We start from the raw sequence: 17060 nt of genomic DNA, 5'->3' as shown, positions 1-17060 counted from the left end.
TCGTACTCGGCCGTACTCGCGCGGTCCGACAACGCGGCGAGGTGCCGTGCCAGGCGGCGCGGGCCCGCGAAGATCGCCCGGACAGGGCCTAGTCCGCTGCCCGCTCCTTGGCCGGCGTACGCGACCGCCCGCGCGGCAGGACCCGTAGCGCATCGCCCATGTCGGCCACCTCGATGACCTTCATCCCGGCCGGCACCTTGCCCGGATCGGCCGGCACCAGGGCGTGCGTGAACCCCAGCCGGTGCGCCTCCGCGAGCCGCCGCTGTACGCCGGTCACCCGCCGCACCTCACCGGCCAGCCCCACCTCCCCGATCGCGACGAGGTTCTTCGGGAGCGGGACGTCACTGGCGGCCGAGGCCAGCGCGAGCGCGATCGCCAGGTCGGCGGCCGGCTCGGTGAGCTTCACGCCGCCGACGGTCGCGCTGTAGATGTCCCGCTTGCCCAGCGCGGTGATCCGGCCGCGCTGCTCCAGCACCGCCAGCATCATCGACACGCGGGAGGTCTCCAGGCCGGACGTGGTCCGCCGGGGGGAGGGGATCTGCGAGTCCACCGTCAGCGCCTGCACCTCGGCGACCAGCGGACGCTTGCCCTCCAGGGTCACGGTCAGGCAGGTCCCGGGCACGGCCTCGGCACGCCGGGTCAGGAACAGCCCGCTCGGGTCGGCGAGGCCGGTGATGCCCTCGTCGTGCAGCTCGAAGCAGCCGACCTCGTCGGTGGCCCCGTACCGGTTCTTGATGCCGCGCACCAGCCGCAGCCGCGCGTGCCGGTCGCCCTCGAAGCTCAGCACCACGTCGACCAGGTGCTCCAGGAGCCGGGGGCCGGCGATGGCCCCGTCCTTGGTCACGTGGCCGACGAGGAGGGTGGACATCGCGCGCTCCTTGGAGGCCCGGATCAGCGCCCCGGCCACCTCGCGGACCTGGGCCATGCCGCCGGGCGCGCCGTCGATCTCGGGCGAGGCGATGGTCTGTACGGAGTCCAGGATCAGCAGGGAGGGCTTCACGGCGTCGAGGTGCCCGAGCACCGCCGACAGGTCGGTCTCCGCGGCGAGGTAGAGGTGGTCGTTCAGCGCGTTGATCCGGTCGGCCCGCAGCCGCACCTGGCTCGCCGACTCCTCACCCGTCACGTACAGGGTGCGGTGCTCGTCGCTGGCCGCCTTCGCCGCCACGTCCAGCAGCAGCGTCGACTTCCCGACGCCGGGCTCCCCGGCGAGCAGCACCACCGCGCCGGGCACGAGCCCGCCGCCGAGGACCCGGTCGAGCTCGTCCACGCCGGTGCTGCGCGCGGTCGCCGTCCGGCCGTCGACCTGCCCGATCGGCACGGCGGCGGTCGAGACCCGGCCCGCGGCCGTGGTGCGCACGGCGGGCGCGCCCATCTCCTCGACGGTGCCCCACGCCTGGCACTCGGGACACCGCCCGAGCCACTTCGCGGTCGTCCAGCCGCACTCGGTACAGCGGTAGGACGGCCGGTCCTTGGCGGATGAACGAGCAGTACGGGCAGCCATGGCGCCCACCGTAGCCGTCCGTACCGACAGACCGGCCCGGGCGGTGGGCGGGAAGGCAGCGGGAGAGCGGTGGCAGGGGCCGCGGGAGGGCGGCGGCCGGGGCCGTGGGCGTCCGCGTCAGAGGTACGGGAGGCCGGCGTGAAGGCCTGCGGCTGGTCCGTAGGGGCGTCCGCGTCAGGGCTCGCGTCAGCGGACCACCGATCTGTTCACCCGTAAGGACTAAAAGTGCTGAAGGCTTCCGAGGCGCCACCGACGTGCCGCCTACGGTCGCCAGGTGAACAGCAGCAACCAGGCACACTCCTCATCGCGCACCGGCGCACACCGGGCGCAGGGGCGCACACCCCTCGAAGGGGAGCAGCCGCCCCCCTTCCGGCACGAGCCCTATCTGGACGGTCTGTTCACCTACTGCCTGTCGGTCCTGTGTGATCACGACACCGCCACCGACGTGCTGGGCGATGTCCTGGCGGTGGCGGAACGTCACCCCAACCGCTGCCCCGACGAGGGCGACCGGCGGGCCTGGCTGTACGCCCTGGCCCGCTGGGGCTGCCTGCACCGCCTGGCCGAGCAGCGGCGCGCCCGGCAGGGAGCGCATTGCGCCGGGCGTGCGCCGGAGCGCACGAATCCCGTGCGTGCGCCGGGTCCCGATGGCGACGCCGGCCACCTTCCCGGAGCCCGGCGCACCCTTGACGTGAGCGCGTACCGCCGTACCGAGCTGGCCCGGCTCGCCTGGCCGGAGGCCGCCGGGACCACGCCCGAGCAGCGCGAGGCCCTCGAACTCGCCGTCCGCCACCGCCTCGGTGTCCCCGAGCTGGCGGCCGTCCTCGGCACCGCCCCGACCACCGCCCGGGAGCTGCTGTCCGGCGCCGCCTGCGAGGTCGAGCGCACCCGCGCCGCCCTCGCCGTCGTCGAGACCGGCAGCTGTCCCACCGTGTCCCGCCTCACCGGCGAAGAGGGCGACGGCGGCGTACTGCTGTCCACCACCCTGCGCGCCGAGCTCGTCCGCCACGTCGACGACTGCCCGCGATGTCGCCGCGTCGCCGAACGCCTCGGCGCCGCCGCCCCCTGGCCCGGCTCCGGCGGCATCGAAACCGCCGCACTCCCGCTGGTCCCGGCCCCCCGAACCGCCGTCCACGCGGCGATGCTCCGCTCCGGCGGGCGCCGCCGCCGGCCCGGCCCGCGCTTCGACCGCACCGGCTTCCCGATGGACCCCAAGGACCGCGCCGCCCGCCGCGACCGGCTGCGCGCCCGGGCGGTGACCACCACCGTGGTCGCCACCGTCGTCGCCGCCCCGGTCCTGGCCCTGTGGGCCGCGTACCGCGGTGCGCCCAGCACCGGCGAACCCGTCGGCGGCGGAGCCGCCCGCATCTCCGCCAGCGAGTCCGAGCTCCCGCCGCCGCTCGCGGCCGGCCGGCCCCTCACGGCGTACGAGAACGCCGGCAACGCGGCCACCACCACCGGCGGACCCGGCTTCGCCCCCGGCAGCGCCGACCCCGACGTCTCCGTCGAGGTGATCAGTACGGGCCCCCCGGCCACCCCCGACCGGGCCGGCGCCCCCGGCCGCCTCACCGTGGCGGCCGCCTCCGAAGGGGCCGTCACCCTGCTCACCCTCACCGCCTCGGGCGGTGGCCCCGTGGACTGGCGGCTCTGGTCCGACGCCCCCTGGCTGCGCGCCGACCGGCCCGCGGGCACGCTGGCCCCTGGAGAATCGGTCACCCTGCGGATCGTGGTGGACCCCGAAGCCCAGCCCGTGGGCGCCTGGACCGCCCGGGTCGGGGTGGATCCCGGCGGCGCGGTGGTCTCCGTACGGGGCCGCGGGCGCCCGGCCCCGACGCCGCCCCGGCCGACGACCCCGCCGCCGTCGCCGACCCCCACGGAGGCCACGCCGACCCCCACGCCGACGCCGACTCCCACCGAGCCGACGCAGCCCCCGACGCCCACGCCGACGCCGACGGAGGGCTCAGGCGGAACGGTTTCCCCGTCGCCGGAGCCGACCGACCCGCCGGGGTCCGCGGGGCCGTAGGTCCCTAGGGGCCGTACGTCCGTACGTAGGACCCGGGCGGTCCCAGGCGGCTCTAGGCGGCCGGGGCCGGCGGGGTCGGCGGCGCGGGCGGGACCGGGTCGGCCGGGTGCGGCGCCATCGGCAGCAGGGAGGCCAGCCGCGCCTCGCACAGCTTCACGAGCGCCTCGTACCCCTCCTTGCCCATCAGCTCCGTCAGCTCGGGGCGGTACGACACGTACACCGGGTCCCCGGCGCCGTGCGCGGAGGTGGCCGAGGTGCACCACCAGTGCAGGTCGTGGCCGCCCGGGCCCCAGCCGCGGCGGTCGTACTCACCGATCGTCACCTGGAGCACCCGGGTGTCGTCGGGCCGGTCGATCCAGTCGTACGTCCGGCGGATCGGCAGCTGCCAGCAGACGTCGGGCTTGGTCTCCAGCGGCTCGCGGCCCTCCTGCACCGCCAGGATGTGCAGCGAGCAGCCGGCCCCGGCGGGGAACCCCGGCCGGTTCAGGAAGATGCACGCGCCGTCCCAGCGGCGGGTCTGCTTCTCCCCGTCGTCGTCGTGCTGGGTCCACCCCGTCTCGCTGCCGACGTCGTGGAACTGCCACAGCTCGGGCGTCAGCCGCGCCACGTGCTGGGCCACGCGCTTCTCGTCGTCCTCGTCGGAGAAGTGCGCGCCGAGCGTGCAGCAGCCGTCGTCGGCCCGGCCCACCTGGATGCCCTGGCAGCCGCTGCCGAAGATGCAGGTCCAGCGGGAGGTCAGCCAGGTCAGATCGCAGCGGAAGACCTGCTCGTCGTCGGCGGGGTCCGGGAACTCCACCCAGGCCCGCGGGAAGTCGAGCCCCTTCTCGTCGGCCACCGCGGCGGTCCTGGGCTTCGGCTTGCCCTTGTCCTTGTCCTTGTTCTTGGGCTTGTTCGTCGCCTTGGGCTTGGACTCGGGCTTGGGCTCGGGCTTGGACTTGGGCTCGGAGCTGCCGCCGGCGTCCGTGTCCTTCTGCGACCGGGTCTTGTTGGCCTTCTTCGTATTTGGCACAAACCCCAGCCTAAGCGCCCCTTACTCAACCCCTCCGCGTTCCTCCCAGTAGCGTTTCCCCCTATGAGACTCGGTGTCCTGGATGTGGGTTCGAATACGGTCCATCTGCTGGTGGTGGACGCGCACCCCGGTGCGCGCCCGCAGCCGGCGCACTCGCACAAGGTGGAGATGCGGCTGGCGGAGCTGCTCGACGAGCAGGGCGCGGTCACTCCCGAGGGCGTGGAACGGCTCATTTCGGTCATCCACGACGCGGTCCAGGCCGCGGAGGACAAGGGGTGCGAGGACGTCCTCCCCTTCGCGACCAGCGCCGTGCGCGAAGCCACGAACGCGGACGAGGTCCTGGCCCGGGTCAAGCTGGAGACCGGCATCGAGCTGCCCGTGCTGAGCGGCGAGGACGAGGCCCGGCTGACGTTCCTGGCGGTCCGCCGCTGGTTCGGCTGGTCGGCCGGGAAGCTGCTGGTCCTCGACATCGGCGGCGGCTCGCTGGAGATCGCGTACGGCATCGACGAGGACCCCGACACGGCCGTCTCCCTCCCCCTGGGCGCGGGCCGCCTCACCTCGGGCTGGCTCCCGGGGGACCCGCCGGACGCCGGGGACATCCGGGCCCTGCGCCGTCACGTGCGGGCCCAGATCGCCCGTACGGTCGGCGAGTTCAGCCGCTTCGGGGCGCCGGACCACGTGGTCGCGACGTCGAAGACCTTCAAGCAGCTGGCCCGCATCGCGGGCGCGGCCCGCTCGGCGGACGGCCTGTACGTCCAGCGGGACCTGACCCGCAAGTCCCTGGAGGAGTGGGTCCCGCGCCTGGCGGCCATGACGACGGCCCAGCGCTCGGCCCTGCCGGGCGTCTCGGAAGGCCGCGCGAACCAGCTCCTGGCGGGCGCACTGGTCGCGGAGGGCGCGATGGACCTCCTCGGGGTCGAGGAACTCGAAATCTGCCCCTGGGCCCTGCGCGAGGGAGTCATCCTCCGCCGCCTGGACCACCTCCCGGCATCGCCGGAGGTGTGAGGGGCGGGGGTCCGGCGGTACGGGGGTCCGGGCGGGCGGGGTCTTTGCCCCCCCTCTCCGCTTGATGCCGAGGGGCCCAGCCGGAGCGAGACCCCGTCCAGATCCCCGGCAGGAGCAGGGCGGCGCCTTCAATCGCTACGCGCTCCTCTCGTCTCGGCGTCCGCCGGCCGTCTGGGGCTGGACACAGGCCGCCACCGGTCTGGTGGGTGCCTGAGGTGAGTGGGCGTCGGCCGGCCCGGCATGCGGTCGAGGTTCCCCGCCGCCCCGTGCGCGGGCCGGGGCGGACCCGCGTGGTGGGCGTCACGTCGTCGGTGGGGCTTGGGCCCGTAACCTGTCTGCGTGGCAGAACCAGTCCGCACGCCGACCGCGAAAGTCGCCCTCTCCACCGCTTCGGTCTATCCGGAGTCGACGGCGACCGCCTTCGAGATCGCCGCGCGCCTCGGGTACGACGGCGTCGAGGTCATGGTCTGGACGGATCCGGTCAGTCAGGACATCGACGCCCTGCGGCGGCTGTCCGACCACCACCAGGTGCCGATCCTGGCCATTCACGCGCCGTGCCTGCTCATCACCCAGCGGGTGTGGTCCACGGATCCCTGGACCAAGCTCCAGCGGGCGCAGGCGGCGGCCGAGCGGCTCGGGGCGTCGACCGTCGTCGTGCATCCGCCCTTCCGCTGGCAGCGCCAGTACTCCCGCGACTTCGTCACCGGCATCTGGCGGATGGCGGACGAGACCGACGTGCGGTTCGCCGTCGAGAACATGTACCCCTGGCGCTACCGCGACCGCGAGATGCTCGCGTACGCGCCCGAGTGGGACGTGACGAAGGACGACTACCGGCACTTCACCGTCGATCTGTCGCACACCGCGACCGCCCGTACGGACGCCACCGCCATGATCGACCGGATGGGCGACCGGCTCGCGCACGTCCACCTCGCCGACGGAAACGGCTCGGCCAAGGACGAGCACCTGGTCCCCGGCCGGGGTACGCAGCCCTGCGCCGAGCTGCTGGAGCGGCTCGCCCGGACCTCCTTCGACGGGCACGTGGTCATCGAGGTCAACACGCGCCGGGCCATGTCCTCCGCCGAGCGCGAGGCGGATCTCGCCGAAGCCCTGGCCTACACCCGTCTGCACCTCGCCACCGCCTCCGGCACCCCCGCCGCCCGGCCCCCGGCCCGCCGCCCGTGACCGAGCCCGCGAAGCCGCGCCGCCGCGGCCCCGGCCGGCCCCGCCAGGACGAGGCCGAGGAGGGCCCCGGCACCCAGGAGCGCATCCGGCTCGCCGCCCGCGAGGTGTTCGCGGAGCGCGGGTACGACAAGACGTCCGTACGCGGCATCGCGAAGGTGGCGGGCGTGGACCCGGCGCTGGTGCACCACTACTTCGGCAGCAAGGACGACCTGTTCGCCGCCGCCGTCGAGGTGAGCCTGGAGCCGGCGCTCGTGGTCCCGGCGATCCTCGGCGAGGGGCCGGACGGCATCGGCGAGCGGCTGGCCAGGTATTTCCTGGGGATCTGGGAGAACCCGGTCACCCGTGCGCCCCTGCTGGCAGTGCTGCGGTCCGCGCTCACCCACGAGGCCGCCGCGAAGGTCCTGCGCGGGCTGGTCCTGCGCCGGGTGCTGGAGCGGGTCGCCGCCGACCTCAAGGTTCCCGACCCGACGTTCCGCGCCGAGCTGGCCGCCTCCCACATGGTCGGCATCGCGATCCTGCGCTACGTCGTCCAGGTCGAGCCCCTAGCCTCCGCGGACCCGGAGGTCATCGTCGCCCTGGTCGCCCCCACGCTCCAGCGCTACCTGACCGAAGAGTGACCGCTGCTTGACCCTCCCGTCCCGGCATCCGGACTTGCCGTCCGCATCCCGGGCGGCAAGCGGTAGCCTCGTAACAGATTCCTGTCTATAGTCGCGGCCGCGTCCGGCGCAGCCGCACCCCTGGGGAGTGAACCCGATGCCCGAGCTCAGGTCCCGCACCGTCACCCACGGCCGCAACATGGCGGGCGCACGCGCCCTTATGCGTGCGTCGGGCGTAGCGAGCGAGGACATCGGGAAGCCGATCATCGCGGTCGCCAACTCCTTCACCGAGTTCGTCCCCGGCCACACCCACCTGGCCCCGGTCGGCCGGATCGTCTCCGACGCCATCCGGGCGGCGGGCGCGATCCCGCGCGAGTTCAACACGATCGCCGTCGACGACGGCATCGCCATGGGGCACGGCGGGATGCTGTACTCGCTGCCCTCGCGCGACCTGATCGCGGACTCCGTGGAGTACATGGTCGAGGCGCACTGTGCCGACGCCCTGATCTGCATCTCCAACTGCGACAAGATCACTCCCGGCATGCTGATGGCCGCGATGCGCCTCAACATCCCCGTCGTGTTCGTGTCCGGCGGCCCGATGGAGGCCGGGCAGGCCATCCTCGTCGACGGCACCGTCCGCAAGCTCGACCTGATCGACGCCATGGTCGACGCCTCCAACGAGAACGTCTCCGACGAGGACGTGCTGCGGATCGAGGAGAACGCCTGCCCGACCTGCGGTTCGTGTTCGGGCATGTTCACGGCCAACTCCATGAACTGCCTCGCCGAGGCCATCGGCCTCGCCCTGCCGGGCAACGGCTCGGTCCTCGCCACCCACACCGCGCGCCGCGCCCTGTACGAGGACGCCGGCCGGACGGTCGTGGAGATCACCAAGCGGTACTACGAGGACGGCGACGAGTCGGTCCTCCCGCGCAACATCGCCACGCGCGAGGCCTTCGAGAACGCCATGGCCCTCGACATCGCGATGGGCGGCTCGACGAACACGATCCTGCACCTGCTGGCCGCCGCGCAGGAAGCCGGTCTGGACTACGACCTGACCGACATCGACGCCGTCTCGCGCCGCGTCCCGTGCCTGTCCAAGGTCGCGCCGAACATCGCGCCCGGCGGCACGTACTACATGGAGGACATCCACCGGGCCGGCGGCATCCCCGCCATCCTCGGCGAGCTGCACCGCGGCGGGCTCCTCAACAAGGACGTCACCACCGTCCACTCGGACGGCCTGGAGGACTGGCTGGCCGAGTGGGACGCCCGTTCCGGTACGGCGAGCGACGTGGCCATGGAGCTGTGGCACGCGGCCCCCGGCTGCAAGCGTTCCGCCTCCGCCTTCTCCCAGTCCGAGCGCTGGGACACCCTCGACCTCGACGCCGAGGGCGGCTGCATCCGCTCGGTGCAGCACGCGTACTCAAAGGACGGCGGCCTCGCCGTGCTGCGCGGCAACATCGCCGTCGACGGCTGCGTCGTCAAGACCGCCGGTGTCGACGAGTCGATCTGGACCTTCGAGGGTCCGGCCGTCGTCTGCGAGTCGCAGGACGAGGCCGTCGACAAGATCCTCCGCAAGGAGATCAAGGAGGGCGACGTCGTCGTCATCCGCTACGAGGGCCCGCGCGGCGGCCCCGGCATGCAGGAGATGCTCTACCCGACCTCCTTCCTCAAGGGCCGCGGCCTCGGCAAGGCCTGCGCCCTGGTGACCGACGGCCGCTTCTCCGGCGGCACCTCCGGTCTGTCCATCGGCCACGCCTCCCCGGAGGCCGCCTCGGGCGGCACCATCGCCCTGGTCGAGGACGGCGACCGGATCCGCATCGACATCCCGAACCGGTCGATCGAGCTGCTGGTGGACGAGGCCACGCTGGCGGCCCGCCGCGAGGCGCTGGGCGGGGTGTACGCGCCGAAGAACCGCGAGCGCAAGGTCTCCGCGGCCCTGCGCGCCTACGCGGCGATGGCCACCAGCGCCGACAAGGGCGCCGTCCGCGACGTGAGCCGTCTGTACTGACCCGTAGCACCCGCCGGCACCCCGCGGCCCCGCCCGACCTGGTCGGACGGGGCCGCGCGGTGGTTCACCACCCGGCGGGGTCCGCAGCGTCCACGGCGAACACCGAGCCGTCCGGCGCGGTCCCGAACACCCGACCGCCGCCGGCCACCGGCGCGGGAACCGTCGCGTTGTATGTGCCCTGGCCGGTGCCCATCCGGGGGTCCGTCTGCCCCACCATCCGGCCGGCCGCGGCATCGACCGCGAGCAGCCGGCCGTCCGCCGCCATCAGGTACAGCCGCCCGTCGGCGACCACCGGCCGCGACGCCGAGGCCACGGCCGTCTCCAGCCGCCACGCCTCCCGCTCCGGGCCTACGGCGGTCAGCGCACCGGAGATGCCGATCAGGTACGCCACGCCGTCGGGCCCGACCGCCGCCTCCGCCTGCAATTGCTCGACCGACAGCGCGGTACGCCGTACCGCGCGCGTCCCGAGGTCGATGCGCACGACCGCGCCCGTCATCCCCTGCAGATCACCGGCCAGCAGGTGCAGGCTGCCCTGCGCGACGCCGACCGGCCGGAGCATGCCCGGTGCGCGCAGCTGCCACCGCACGCTGCCGGTGGCCGGGTCGACCGCCGAGATCTGCGAGGACGCTCCGTCGTCGGCGCGCGTCGACACGTAGAGGTCCTGCCCGCCGCCGGGCTGCTCCTGGCCGGTGAACCACACGGACCCCAGCCGCCCCAGGCGCTTGTCCCAGCTCACGCCGCCGGTCTTCGCGTCGAGCGCCGTGACGTTCCCGTCCGCCGTCGCGACCAGCACCGTCGCCCCCGACGCCAGTACCCGGACGTCCGGCGCGACCTCCCTCTTCCACCGCACCGCGCCCGTGGCCGGATCCAGCGCCTGGAGCAGCCCGCTGCCGGGGCCCATGGCGAGGACGAGTCCGCCGCTCGCGACGGGCACGACGGTGGTGGCGCCGGCCGTACGCGGACCCGTACCGGGTGTGCGTACGGACCAGGCCACGCCGCCGTCGGCCTCCTCCAGCCGGGCCGCGACGAGCCCCGGCGCCGAGCAGTAGAGGGCCGCGGCCGCCCAGGAACAGGAGGACACCGCCTTCCCCGGCCCGGCGTCGGGCAGCGAGGCCGACCAGGGGGCGGCGGCCGGCGGCTGTTTCCCGGCGGCGGGGCCGATCTGCTGCGCGGCCCCGCGCCCGCCGGGGGCCTGGCCGGCCCCGAAGTGTGCGTAGGCTCCCACGGCCCCGCCGGTCAGCAGCAGCCCGAGCCCCAGCGCCACGGCGGTCCGCCGCGGCCGCCGCCCCGGGGTCTTCGCGGGGGCGGGGGGCCGTACCCGCCGGTGCGTGAGCACGTCGGCGGCAGCCGCGGCGCCGCCGCGGGCGCGCTCCGAGACCGGGCGGCGGGGCTCCGGGATGAAGGCCCGGGTGTCCTCGCCCGTCGGGTACGCGGCCGCCCGCAGCTCGCCGAGCAGGGCGTCGGGGGTCGGCCGGTCGGCGGGGTCCTTCGCGAGGCAGCGGGCGAGGACCGGCGCGAGCGCGTCCGGCACCCCCGTCAGATCGGGTTCGGCGTGCACCACCTGGTAGGCGACGAGGTAGTGGCTCTCGGAGTCGAACGGGCCGCGCCCGGTCAGCGCGTGCACCAGTACGGCGCCCATCGCGAACACGTCCGCGGCGGGTCCCACCTCCCGGGGCCGCTGGAACTGCTCGGGCGCCATGAACGGCGGCGTCCCGATCAGCTTCCCGGTCTCGGTCCGCAGGTCGCTGTCGACCGGCCGCGAGATCCCGAAGTCGATGACCCGTACCCCGTCGGCGCCATCAGGACGTTGCTGGGCTTCAGGTCCCGGTGCACCACACCGGCCCGGTGGATGTCCCGGAGCGCCTCCGCGAGCCCGGCGCCGAGCCGGGCCGCCTCGGCCCCGTCGAGCGGCCGTTCCCGTACGCGCTCCGCCAGCGTCGGGGCGTCGATGAACAGCGTGGCCATCCAGGGCCGTTCGGCCAGCGGATCCGCGTCCACGACCGGCGCGGTGAACGCCCCGCTGACCCGCCGCGCGGCGGCGACCTCCTGCCGGAACCGTGCCCGGAACTCCGGATCCACCGCGTGCTGCGCGTGGACGACCTTGACCGCGAGCCGCAGCCCGGACGCCGAGGTGGCCAGGTGCACGACGCCCATGCCGCCGGAACCCAGCACGGATTCCAGCCGGTACTGCCCGGCGTACTCCGGAAAACCGGCCCGTTCCGCGCGCAGTGAATGCACTGCCGACCACCCCCGCCGGAGCCTAGTCGATGGCGCATATGAATCGGTATGGGCCTGCTACCCTGCGCGAGTTGCAGAGCGCCATGCTCCAAAGGGGGGAGTCCGCATGTCGGTTGAGGGTGAGCTGGACCAGGTCCAGGCCGAGGCACAGGGCCTTGCTGCCGCAGGATCCGGCTACAGGAGCTATCCGGTCGCGCCCGGAGTGCAGCTCAAGGTGCGCAGCGGTCCGGGCACCGGGTACTCGGTGGTGAGCGTCCTGCCGCTCGGCGCGTCGGTCACGATCCGCTGCCAGTGCGAGGGCACCACCATCTCGGGCCCGTACGGGACGACGAACCTCTGGGACTGCGTCGGCAACGGCCAGTTCGTCTCGGACGCCTACGTCAAGACGGGCAGCGACGGCTACGTGGCCGCACACTGCAGCTAGGTCCTGTCCGGGCGATCTTCGCGGGCCCGCGCCGCCTGGTACGGCGCCTCGCCGCGTTGTCGGACCGCGCGAGTACGGCCGAGTACGAGCTGCGATCCTCCGCCTTGCGATGCACCGCACCAGACGACGCGGGCTGATCCACGAAGATCGCCCGGACAGGAACTGGTGCTCGGGCCGTCACCGTTCTGACACGTGAGACACGCCCCGGCCCGACCGGCCCGGCGGGGATAATCGCTGATGTGAGCGACGACCAGCGAGACCAGACCCCCGCCGCGCCGGCCCCGGCGGCCCCCGTCGGCCCCGAGCCCGAGCCGATCCACTTCTTCGGGACGACCTGGGTGAAGCACGACGGCGGCTACGCCCTGCGCCGCGCCGCCGCCGCCTTCGTCTCGCTGGCGATCGCCGTCATCAGTGCCTTCCTGCTCCGCTTCGCCTACGAGGGCATGGAGATCGGCAACGTCGGCCCGTTCCTGAGCATCTCCGTCGTCGTCCTCTTCGCGATCGCCAGCTCCATCGCCTTCGTCAAGACCTGGGAGTCCTTCAGCCGCCGCCCGGCCCCGTCCTCCGACGAGGCCGCCCTCAAGGGCCTCAAGCTGATCGGTTTCATCGGCTCCCTCATCGCGTACTTCATCCGCTGCTTCTTCGAGGCCCCCGGCGAGGGGCTGCGCCGCGCCGAGTACGAGCGCGCCGTGGCCGAGTTCGCCCGCCGCCGCAGTTCCCGTACGGGCAACCCGGCCGCGCGGCGCCCCAAGCGCAAGAAGTAACCGGCCCACCGGCCCCCGCCCCCTTTCACCCGCCGGGCCCGGCCGGGTCCCCGTACCGGACCCGCCGCACCGGTTGACGGCCCGGCACAGCCAGGAGCATTATTCATCACATGATGAATAACCAGCCCGAGGGAGCTCCGCCTCCCACCCCGGCCGCCGTCCACGCCCACGGCCTCACCGTCCGCCGCGGCACCGGCCGCACCCCCCGCACCGTCATCGACTCCATCGCCTTCGACGTCCCCCGCGGCCGCATCACCGGCCTCCTCGGCCCCTCCGGCTGCGGAAAGTCCACCCTCATGCGCGCCGTCGTCGGCAGCCAGGCCCACGTCACCGGCACCCTCGACGTCCTCGGCCGCCCCGCCGGCCACCCCGAGCTCCGCTCCCGCATCGGCTACGTCACCCAGGCACCCTCCGTCTACGACGACCTCACCGTCCGGCAGAACCTCGACTACTTCGCCGCCGTCCTCGACCCCGGCCGCGCCGCCGCCGACCGCCGCGCCGCCTCCGTCACCCGCGCCGTCAGCGACGTAGACCTCACCACCCACGCCGACGCCCTCGCCGGGAACCTCTCCGGCGGCCAGCGCAGCCGCGTCTCCCTCGCCGTCGCCCTCCTCGGCACCCCCGAGCTGCTGGTCCTCGACGAACCCACCGTGGGCCTCGACCCCGTACTGCGCCGCGACCTGTGGAACCTCTTCCACGAGATCACCGCCACCCGCGGGACCACGATCCTCGTCTCCTCCCACGTGATGGACGAGGCCGAGCGCTGCCACGAACTGCTCCTCATGCGCGAGGGCCGCATCCTCGCCCAGGACACCCCCGACGCCCTGCGCACCCGCACCCGCTCCGCCACCGTCGAGGACGGCTTCCTCCGCCTCGTCGACGAGGCCGACGCACTCGCGAAGGAGACCCGGCGATGAACGGCGCCCGCACCACCGCCACCGCGGCCCGAGTCCTGCGCCAGCTCGGCCACGACCCGCGCTCCATCGCGCTGATGCTCCTGGTCCCCGTACTGATGCTGACCCTGCTGCGCTTCGTCTTCGACGGCAGCCCGCGCACCTTCGACAGCGTCGGAGCCTCGCTCCTCGGGATCTTCCCCCTCATCACGATGTTCCTGGTGACCTCCATAGCCACCCTGCGCGAGCGCACCTCCGGCACCCTGGAGCGCCTCCTCGCCATGCCGCTCGGCAAGGGCGACCTCATCGCCGGCTACGCCCTCGCCTTCGGCGCCGTCGCCGCCGTCCAGTCCCTCCTCGCCACCGGCCTCGCCCTGTGGGTCCTCGGCCTCGACGTCGTCGGCTCCCCCTGGCTGCTCCTGCTCGTCGCCCTGCTCGACGCGCTCCTCGGCACCGCGCTCGGCCTCTTCGTCTCCGCCTTCGCGGCCTCCGAGTTCCAGGCCGTCCAGTTCATGCCGGCGGTGATCTTCCCCCAGCTGCTGCTCTGCGGACTCTTCGCCGCCCGCGACACCATGCACCCCGTCCTCGAAGGCATCTCGAACGTCCTGCCGATGTCCTACGCCGTCGACGGCATGACCCAGGTCCTCACCCACACCGACATGACCGCCGACTTCGTCCGCGACGCCGTGATCGTCGCCGTCTGCGCCCTCCTGGTCCTCGTCCTCGGCGCCGCCACCCTCCGCCGCCGCACTCCCTGACGCACCCCGGCCCGACACACCCCGGCCCGACGCCCACAGGCCGGACACCGACCCGCCCCCCGGCCCACGAGTGCAAGGATGAGGACGTATCCGCAGCACGCGTGCAAGAACATCCCCCAGCTACCGCTGGGAGGGGCCCCCAGACGAGGTGAATCGGGCATGACCCAGACAGTCGCAGTCCTCGGTACCGGCAAGATCGGCGAGGCCCTGCTCAGCGGGATGATCCGAGGCGGCTGGCCCGCCTCGAAGCTCCTCGTCACCGCCCGCCGCCCGGAACGCGCCGAGGAACTCCGCACCCGCTACGGCGTCGAGGCCGTCAGCAACGCCGAGGCCGCCAAGCGCGCCGACACCCTCATCCTCACCGTCAAGCCGCAGGACATGGGCAAGCTCCTTGAGGAACTCGCCCCGCACGTCCCCGCCGACCGCCTGGTCATCAGCGGCGCCGCCGGCATCCCGACCTCCTTCTTCGAGGAGCGGCTCGCCCCCGGCACCCCCGTCGTCCGCGTCATGACGAACACCCCCGCCCTCGTCGACGAGGCCATGTCCGTCATCTCCGCCGGCAGCCACGCCACCGCCGCCCACCTCCTGCACACCGAGGAGATCTTCGGCGGCGTCGGCAAGACCCTGCGCGTCCCCGAGTCCCAGCAGGACGCGGCCACCGCCCTCTCCGGCTCCGGCCCCGCCTACTTCTACTTCCTCGTCGAAGCCATGACCGACGCCGGCATCCTCCTCGGCCTGCCCCGCGCCCAGGCCCACGACCTGATCGTCCAGGCCGCCATCGGCGCCGCCGTGATGCTCCGCGACAGCGGCGAACACCCGGTCAAGCTCCGCGAGGCCGTCACCTCCCCGGCCGGTACGACGATCAACGCGATCGTGGAGCTGGAGAAGCACGGCGTACGCGCGGCCCTGATCGCCGCCCTCGAAGCGGCCCGCGACCGCAGCCGCGAACTCGCCTCCGGCAACAGCTGACCGGCCGGACCTACGGGTACGGGCCCCCGCGCGAGCGGAGGCCCGTACCCGGCCCCGTCACGGCGCGAGCAGCCCGATGGCCTCGTACGCCCGGTCCACCACCGGCCGCGCCAGAGCCCTGGCCCGCCCGGCACCCTCCCGCAGCACCTTCTCCACCGCGCCCGGATCGGCGGCGAGCTCCGCGTGCCGCTCCTGCACGGGCCGCAGCAGCTCCACCACCGCCTCGGCGACGTCCCGCTTGAGCGCCCCGTAGCCGGAGTAGCCCTCGGCGAGCACCGCGGGATCCCCACCGGTGCAGGCGGCCAGCAGATCGAGCAGGTTCGCGACCCCCGGCCGCGCCTCCCGGTCGTAGACCACCCCGCCGTCCCCGCTGTCGGTGACGGCCCGCATCACCTTCTTGGCGACGACCCCGGGCTCATCGAGCAGATAGACGATCCCGGCCCCGTTCTCATGGGACTTCCCCATCTTCGAAGTCGGCTCCTGAAGGTCCATGACCCGCGCCGCCACCTTCGGATGCGTCGCCTTCGGCACGGTGAAGGTGTGCCCGTACCGCTGGTTGAAGCGCACCGCCAGATCCCGGGTCAGCTCCACGTGCTGCCGCTGGTCCTCACCGACCGGCACCTCGTCCGTCCGGTACGCCAGGATGTCGGCGGCCATCAGCACGGGATAGGTGAGCAGCGACAGCCGCACGCCGTCCCCGGCCTCCTGGGCCTTCGCAGCCTTCTCCTTGTACTGGATCATCCGCCGCAGCTCCCCGTCGCCGGCGGTGCACTCCAGCAGGTACGCCAGCCGCGTGTGCTCGTCCACGTGGCTCTGCACGAAGAGCGTGCACCGCTGCGGATCCAGCCCGGCGGCGAGCAGCAGCGTCGCCGCCTGCCGACTGAGCCGCCGTACGCGGGCCGGATCGTGCTCGACGGTCAGCGCGTGCAGGTCCACGACGCAGAACAGCGCCTCGTCCGGCGCCTGGTCGGCGGCGACCCACTGCCGGACGGCCCCAAGGTAGTTGCCCAGCGTCAGATGTCCGGACGGCTTGACCCCGCTGAAGATCCTCGTCATGTCCTGCTCTCCCTTGTGTGTGAGTGGTGTCGTACCGCCGCGCCGGGCGACCGAGCCACTCCCCGGGAGGGGAGAAACGAGAACGGCCGCCGAAGCGGCGGCCGTGGAGCGCATGCGTGCTAGCGCAGAAGGTCGGCCGCCGTCAGGCGGCCCACCAGCGCAGGTTGAGCGTGAGCGCATGCGTAGTCATGGACCCAGGGTAGACGGCAGGGGATGAAGACGGGGTGAAGTTCACGCACCTGACGTCCGCCGGTCAGCCGGGGGTTGACACAGATGTGCCCGATCCGTAAGGTTCTTCGAGTTGTCCGAAGTGAGCGCCGACCCCCGGTCGGTCCCCGGACAGCCATCCCGCACTACACATTCGAACGAACGACGCACTATGTCGTCTCTTTTTCATGCGTATTTGCGAATGAGGAATCCGTGTCCACAGGACGCGGCCACCGATTAGGTTCGGCGGCCGGGAATCCGCTACTGTCTCACTCGCCGGAAGGGCCCAACAGCCCGGAACGCAAGCCCCGCTGACTGGGAGTCAGGCCCGAAGGATCTGATAGAGTCGGACTCGCCGGAAAGGGAAACGCGAAAGCGGAAACCTGGAAAGCGAAACCCGCTTCGACCGGGAATCGGACACGAAAGAGTC

13 protein-coding genes and 1 pseudogene are annotated in these 17060 nt (G+C 73.3%); 10 read left to right on the top strand and 4 right to left on the bottom strand.

The window, feature by feature from the left end; translation table 11 throughout:
• Window positions 1-88 precede the first annotated feature (88 nt).
• Complete coding sequence (gene radA / locus AB0D94_RS36525) at window positions 89-1501, bottom strand: DNA repair protein RadA (protein WP_362061809.1); 1413 nt, start codon at window positions 1499-1501, stop codon at window positions 89-91.
• A 274-nt stretch (window positions 1502-1775) separates the two neighbouring features.
• Between radA and AB0D94_RS36520 the strand changes: the two genes are divergently transcribed.
• A complete protein-coding gene (locus tag AB0D94_RS36520; RefSeq protein WP_362061806.1) occupies window positions 1776-3521 on the top strand; it encodes a sigma-70 family RNA polymerase sigma factor in 1746 nt (581 codons plus the stop codon).
• A 52-nt stretch (window positions 3522-3573) separates the two neighbouring features.
• Here AB0D94_RS36520 and AB0D94_RS36515 read toward each other — a convergent pair whose 3' ends face one another.
• Window positions 3574-4356 (bottom strand): hypothetical protein, encoded by a 783-nt coding sequence (locus AB0D94_RS36515; protein ID WP_362061812.1) that lies wholly within the window; start codon window positions 4354-4356, stop codon window positions 3574-3576.
• A gap of 237 nt (window positions 4357-4593) precedes the next feature.
• Here AB0D94_RS36515 and AB0D94_RS36510 point away from each other — a divergent pair, with 237 nt between their 5' ends.
• The 4 genes from AB0D94_RS36510 to ilvD all read left to right on the top strand — a co-directional run bounded on the left by AB0D94_RS36510 (window position 4594) and on the right by ilvD (window position 9321).
• Window positions 4594-5535, top strand: a complete 942-nt coding sequence (locus AB0D94_RS36510; RefSeq protein ID WP_362061803.1) for a Ppx/GppA phosphatase family protein — start codon at window positions 4594-4596, stop codon at window positions 5533-5535.
• A 339-nt stretch (window positions 5536-5874) separates the two neighbouring features.
• Window positions 5875-6717: a sugar phosphate isomerase/epimerase gene (locus AB0D94_RS36505; protein ID WP_362061800.1), complete on the top strand. Its 843-nt coding sequence runs from the start codon at window positions 5875-5877 to the stop codon at window positions 6715-6717.
• On the top strand, window positions 6714-7334 hold the full coding sequence (locus AB0D94_RS36500) for a TetR family transcriptional regulator (protein ID WP_362061797.1): 621 nt from the start codon (window positions 6714-6716) through the stop codon (window positions 7332-7334). Before AB0D94_RS36505 ends, AB0D94_RS36500 begins: the two co-directional genes overlap by 4 nt.
• Window positions 7335-7470: 136 nt before the next feature.
• Entirely contained in the window at window positions 7471-9321 is a 1851-nt protein-coding gene (gene ilvD / locus AB0D94_RS36495) for a dihydroxy-acid dehydratase (RefSeq protein WP_362061794.1), read from the top strand.
• 64 nt (window positions 9322-9385) lie between these two features.
• Here ilvD and AB0D94_RS36490 read toward each other — a convergent pair.
• Window positions 9386-11475 (bottom strand): annotated as a pseudogene (locus AB0D94_RS36490) (PQQ-binding-like beta-propeller repeat protein).
• 190 nt (window positions 11476-11665) lie between these two features.
• Here AB0D94_RS36490 and AB0D94_RS36485 point away from each other — a divergent pair.
• From AB0D94_RS36485 to proC, 5 genes are all read left to right on the top strand, one after another.
• Complete coding sequence (locus AB0D94_RS36485; RefSeq protein ID WP_362061792.1) at window positions 11666-11983, top strand: peptidase; 318 nt, start codon at window positions 11666-11668, stop codon at window positions 11981-11983.
• 239 nt (window positions 11984-12222) lie between these two features.
• Complete coding sequence (locus AB0D94_RS36480) at window positions 12223-12747, top strand: hypothetical protein (RefSeq protein ID WP_362061789.1); 525 nt, start codon at window positions 12223-12225, stop codon at window positions 12745-12747.
• 110 nt (window positions 12748-12857) lie between these two features.
• A complete protein-coding gene (locus tag AB0D94_RS36475) occupies window positions 12858-13664 on the top strand; it encodes an ABC transporter ATP-binding protein (protein ID WP_362061786.1) in 807 nt (268 codons plus the stop codon).
• The gene (locus AB0D94_RS36470; RefSeq protein ID WP_362061783.1) at window positions 13661-14398 is read left to right on the top strand and encodes an ABC transporter permease; all 738 of its coding nucleotides are present in this window, start codon (window positions 13661-13663) and stop codon (window positions 14396-14398) included. The genes AB0D94_RS36475 and AB0D94_RS36470 overlap by 4 nt, the downstream gene beginning before the upstream one ends.
• 159 nt (window positions 14399-14557) lie before the next feature.
• Window positions 14558-15367, top strand: a complete 810-nt coding sequence (gene proC / locus AB0D94_RS36465; RefSeq protein WP_362061780.1) for a pyrroline-5-carboxylate reductase — start codon at window positions 14558-14560, stop codon at window positions 15365-15367.
• A 57-nt stretch (window positions 15368-15424) separates the two neighbouring features.
• On the opposite strand, the gene trpS is transcribed toward proC, so the two are convergent.
• Window positions 15425-16423 carry a tryptophan--tRNA ligase gene (trpS, locus tag AB0D94_RS36460; RefSeq protein ID WP_362061777.1) on the bottom strand — a complete coding sequence of 333 codons (999 nt, stop codon included), beginning with the start codon at window positions 16421-16423 and terminating at the stop codon, window positions 15425-15427.
• Between the last annotated feature and the right edge of the window lie 637 nt (window positions 16424-17060).

Source organism: Streptomyces sp. NPDC048255, from assembly GCF_040652415.1.
Taxonomy (GTDB): domain Bacteria; phylum Actinomycetota; class Actinomycetes; order Streptomycetales; family Streptomycetaceae; genus Streptomyces.
This window is presented reverse-complemented; position numbering and strand designations above follow the sequence as displayed.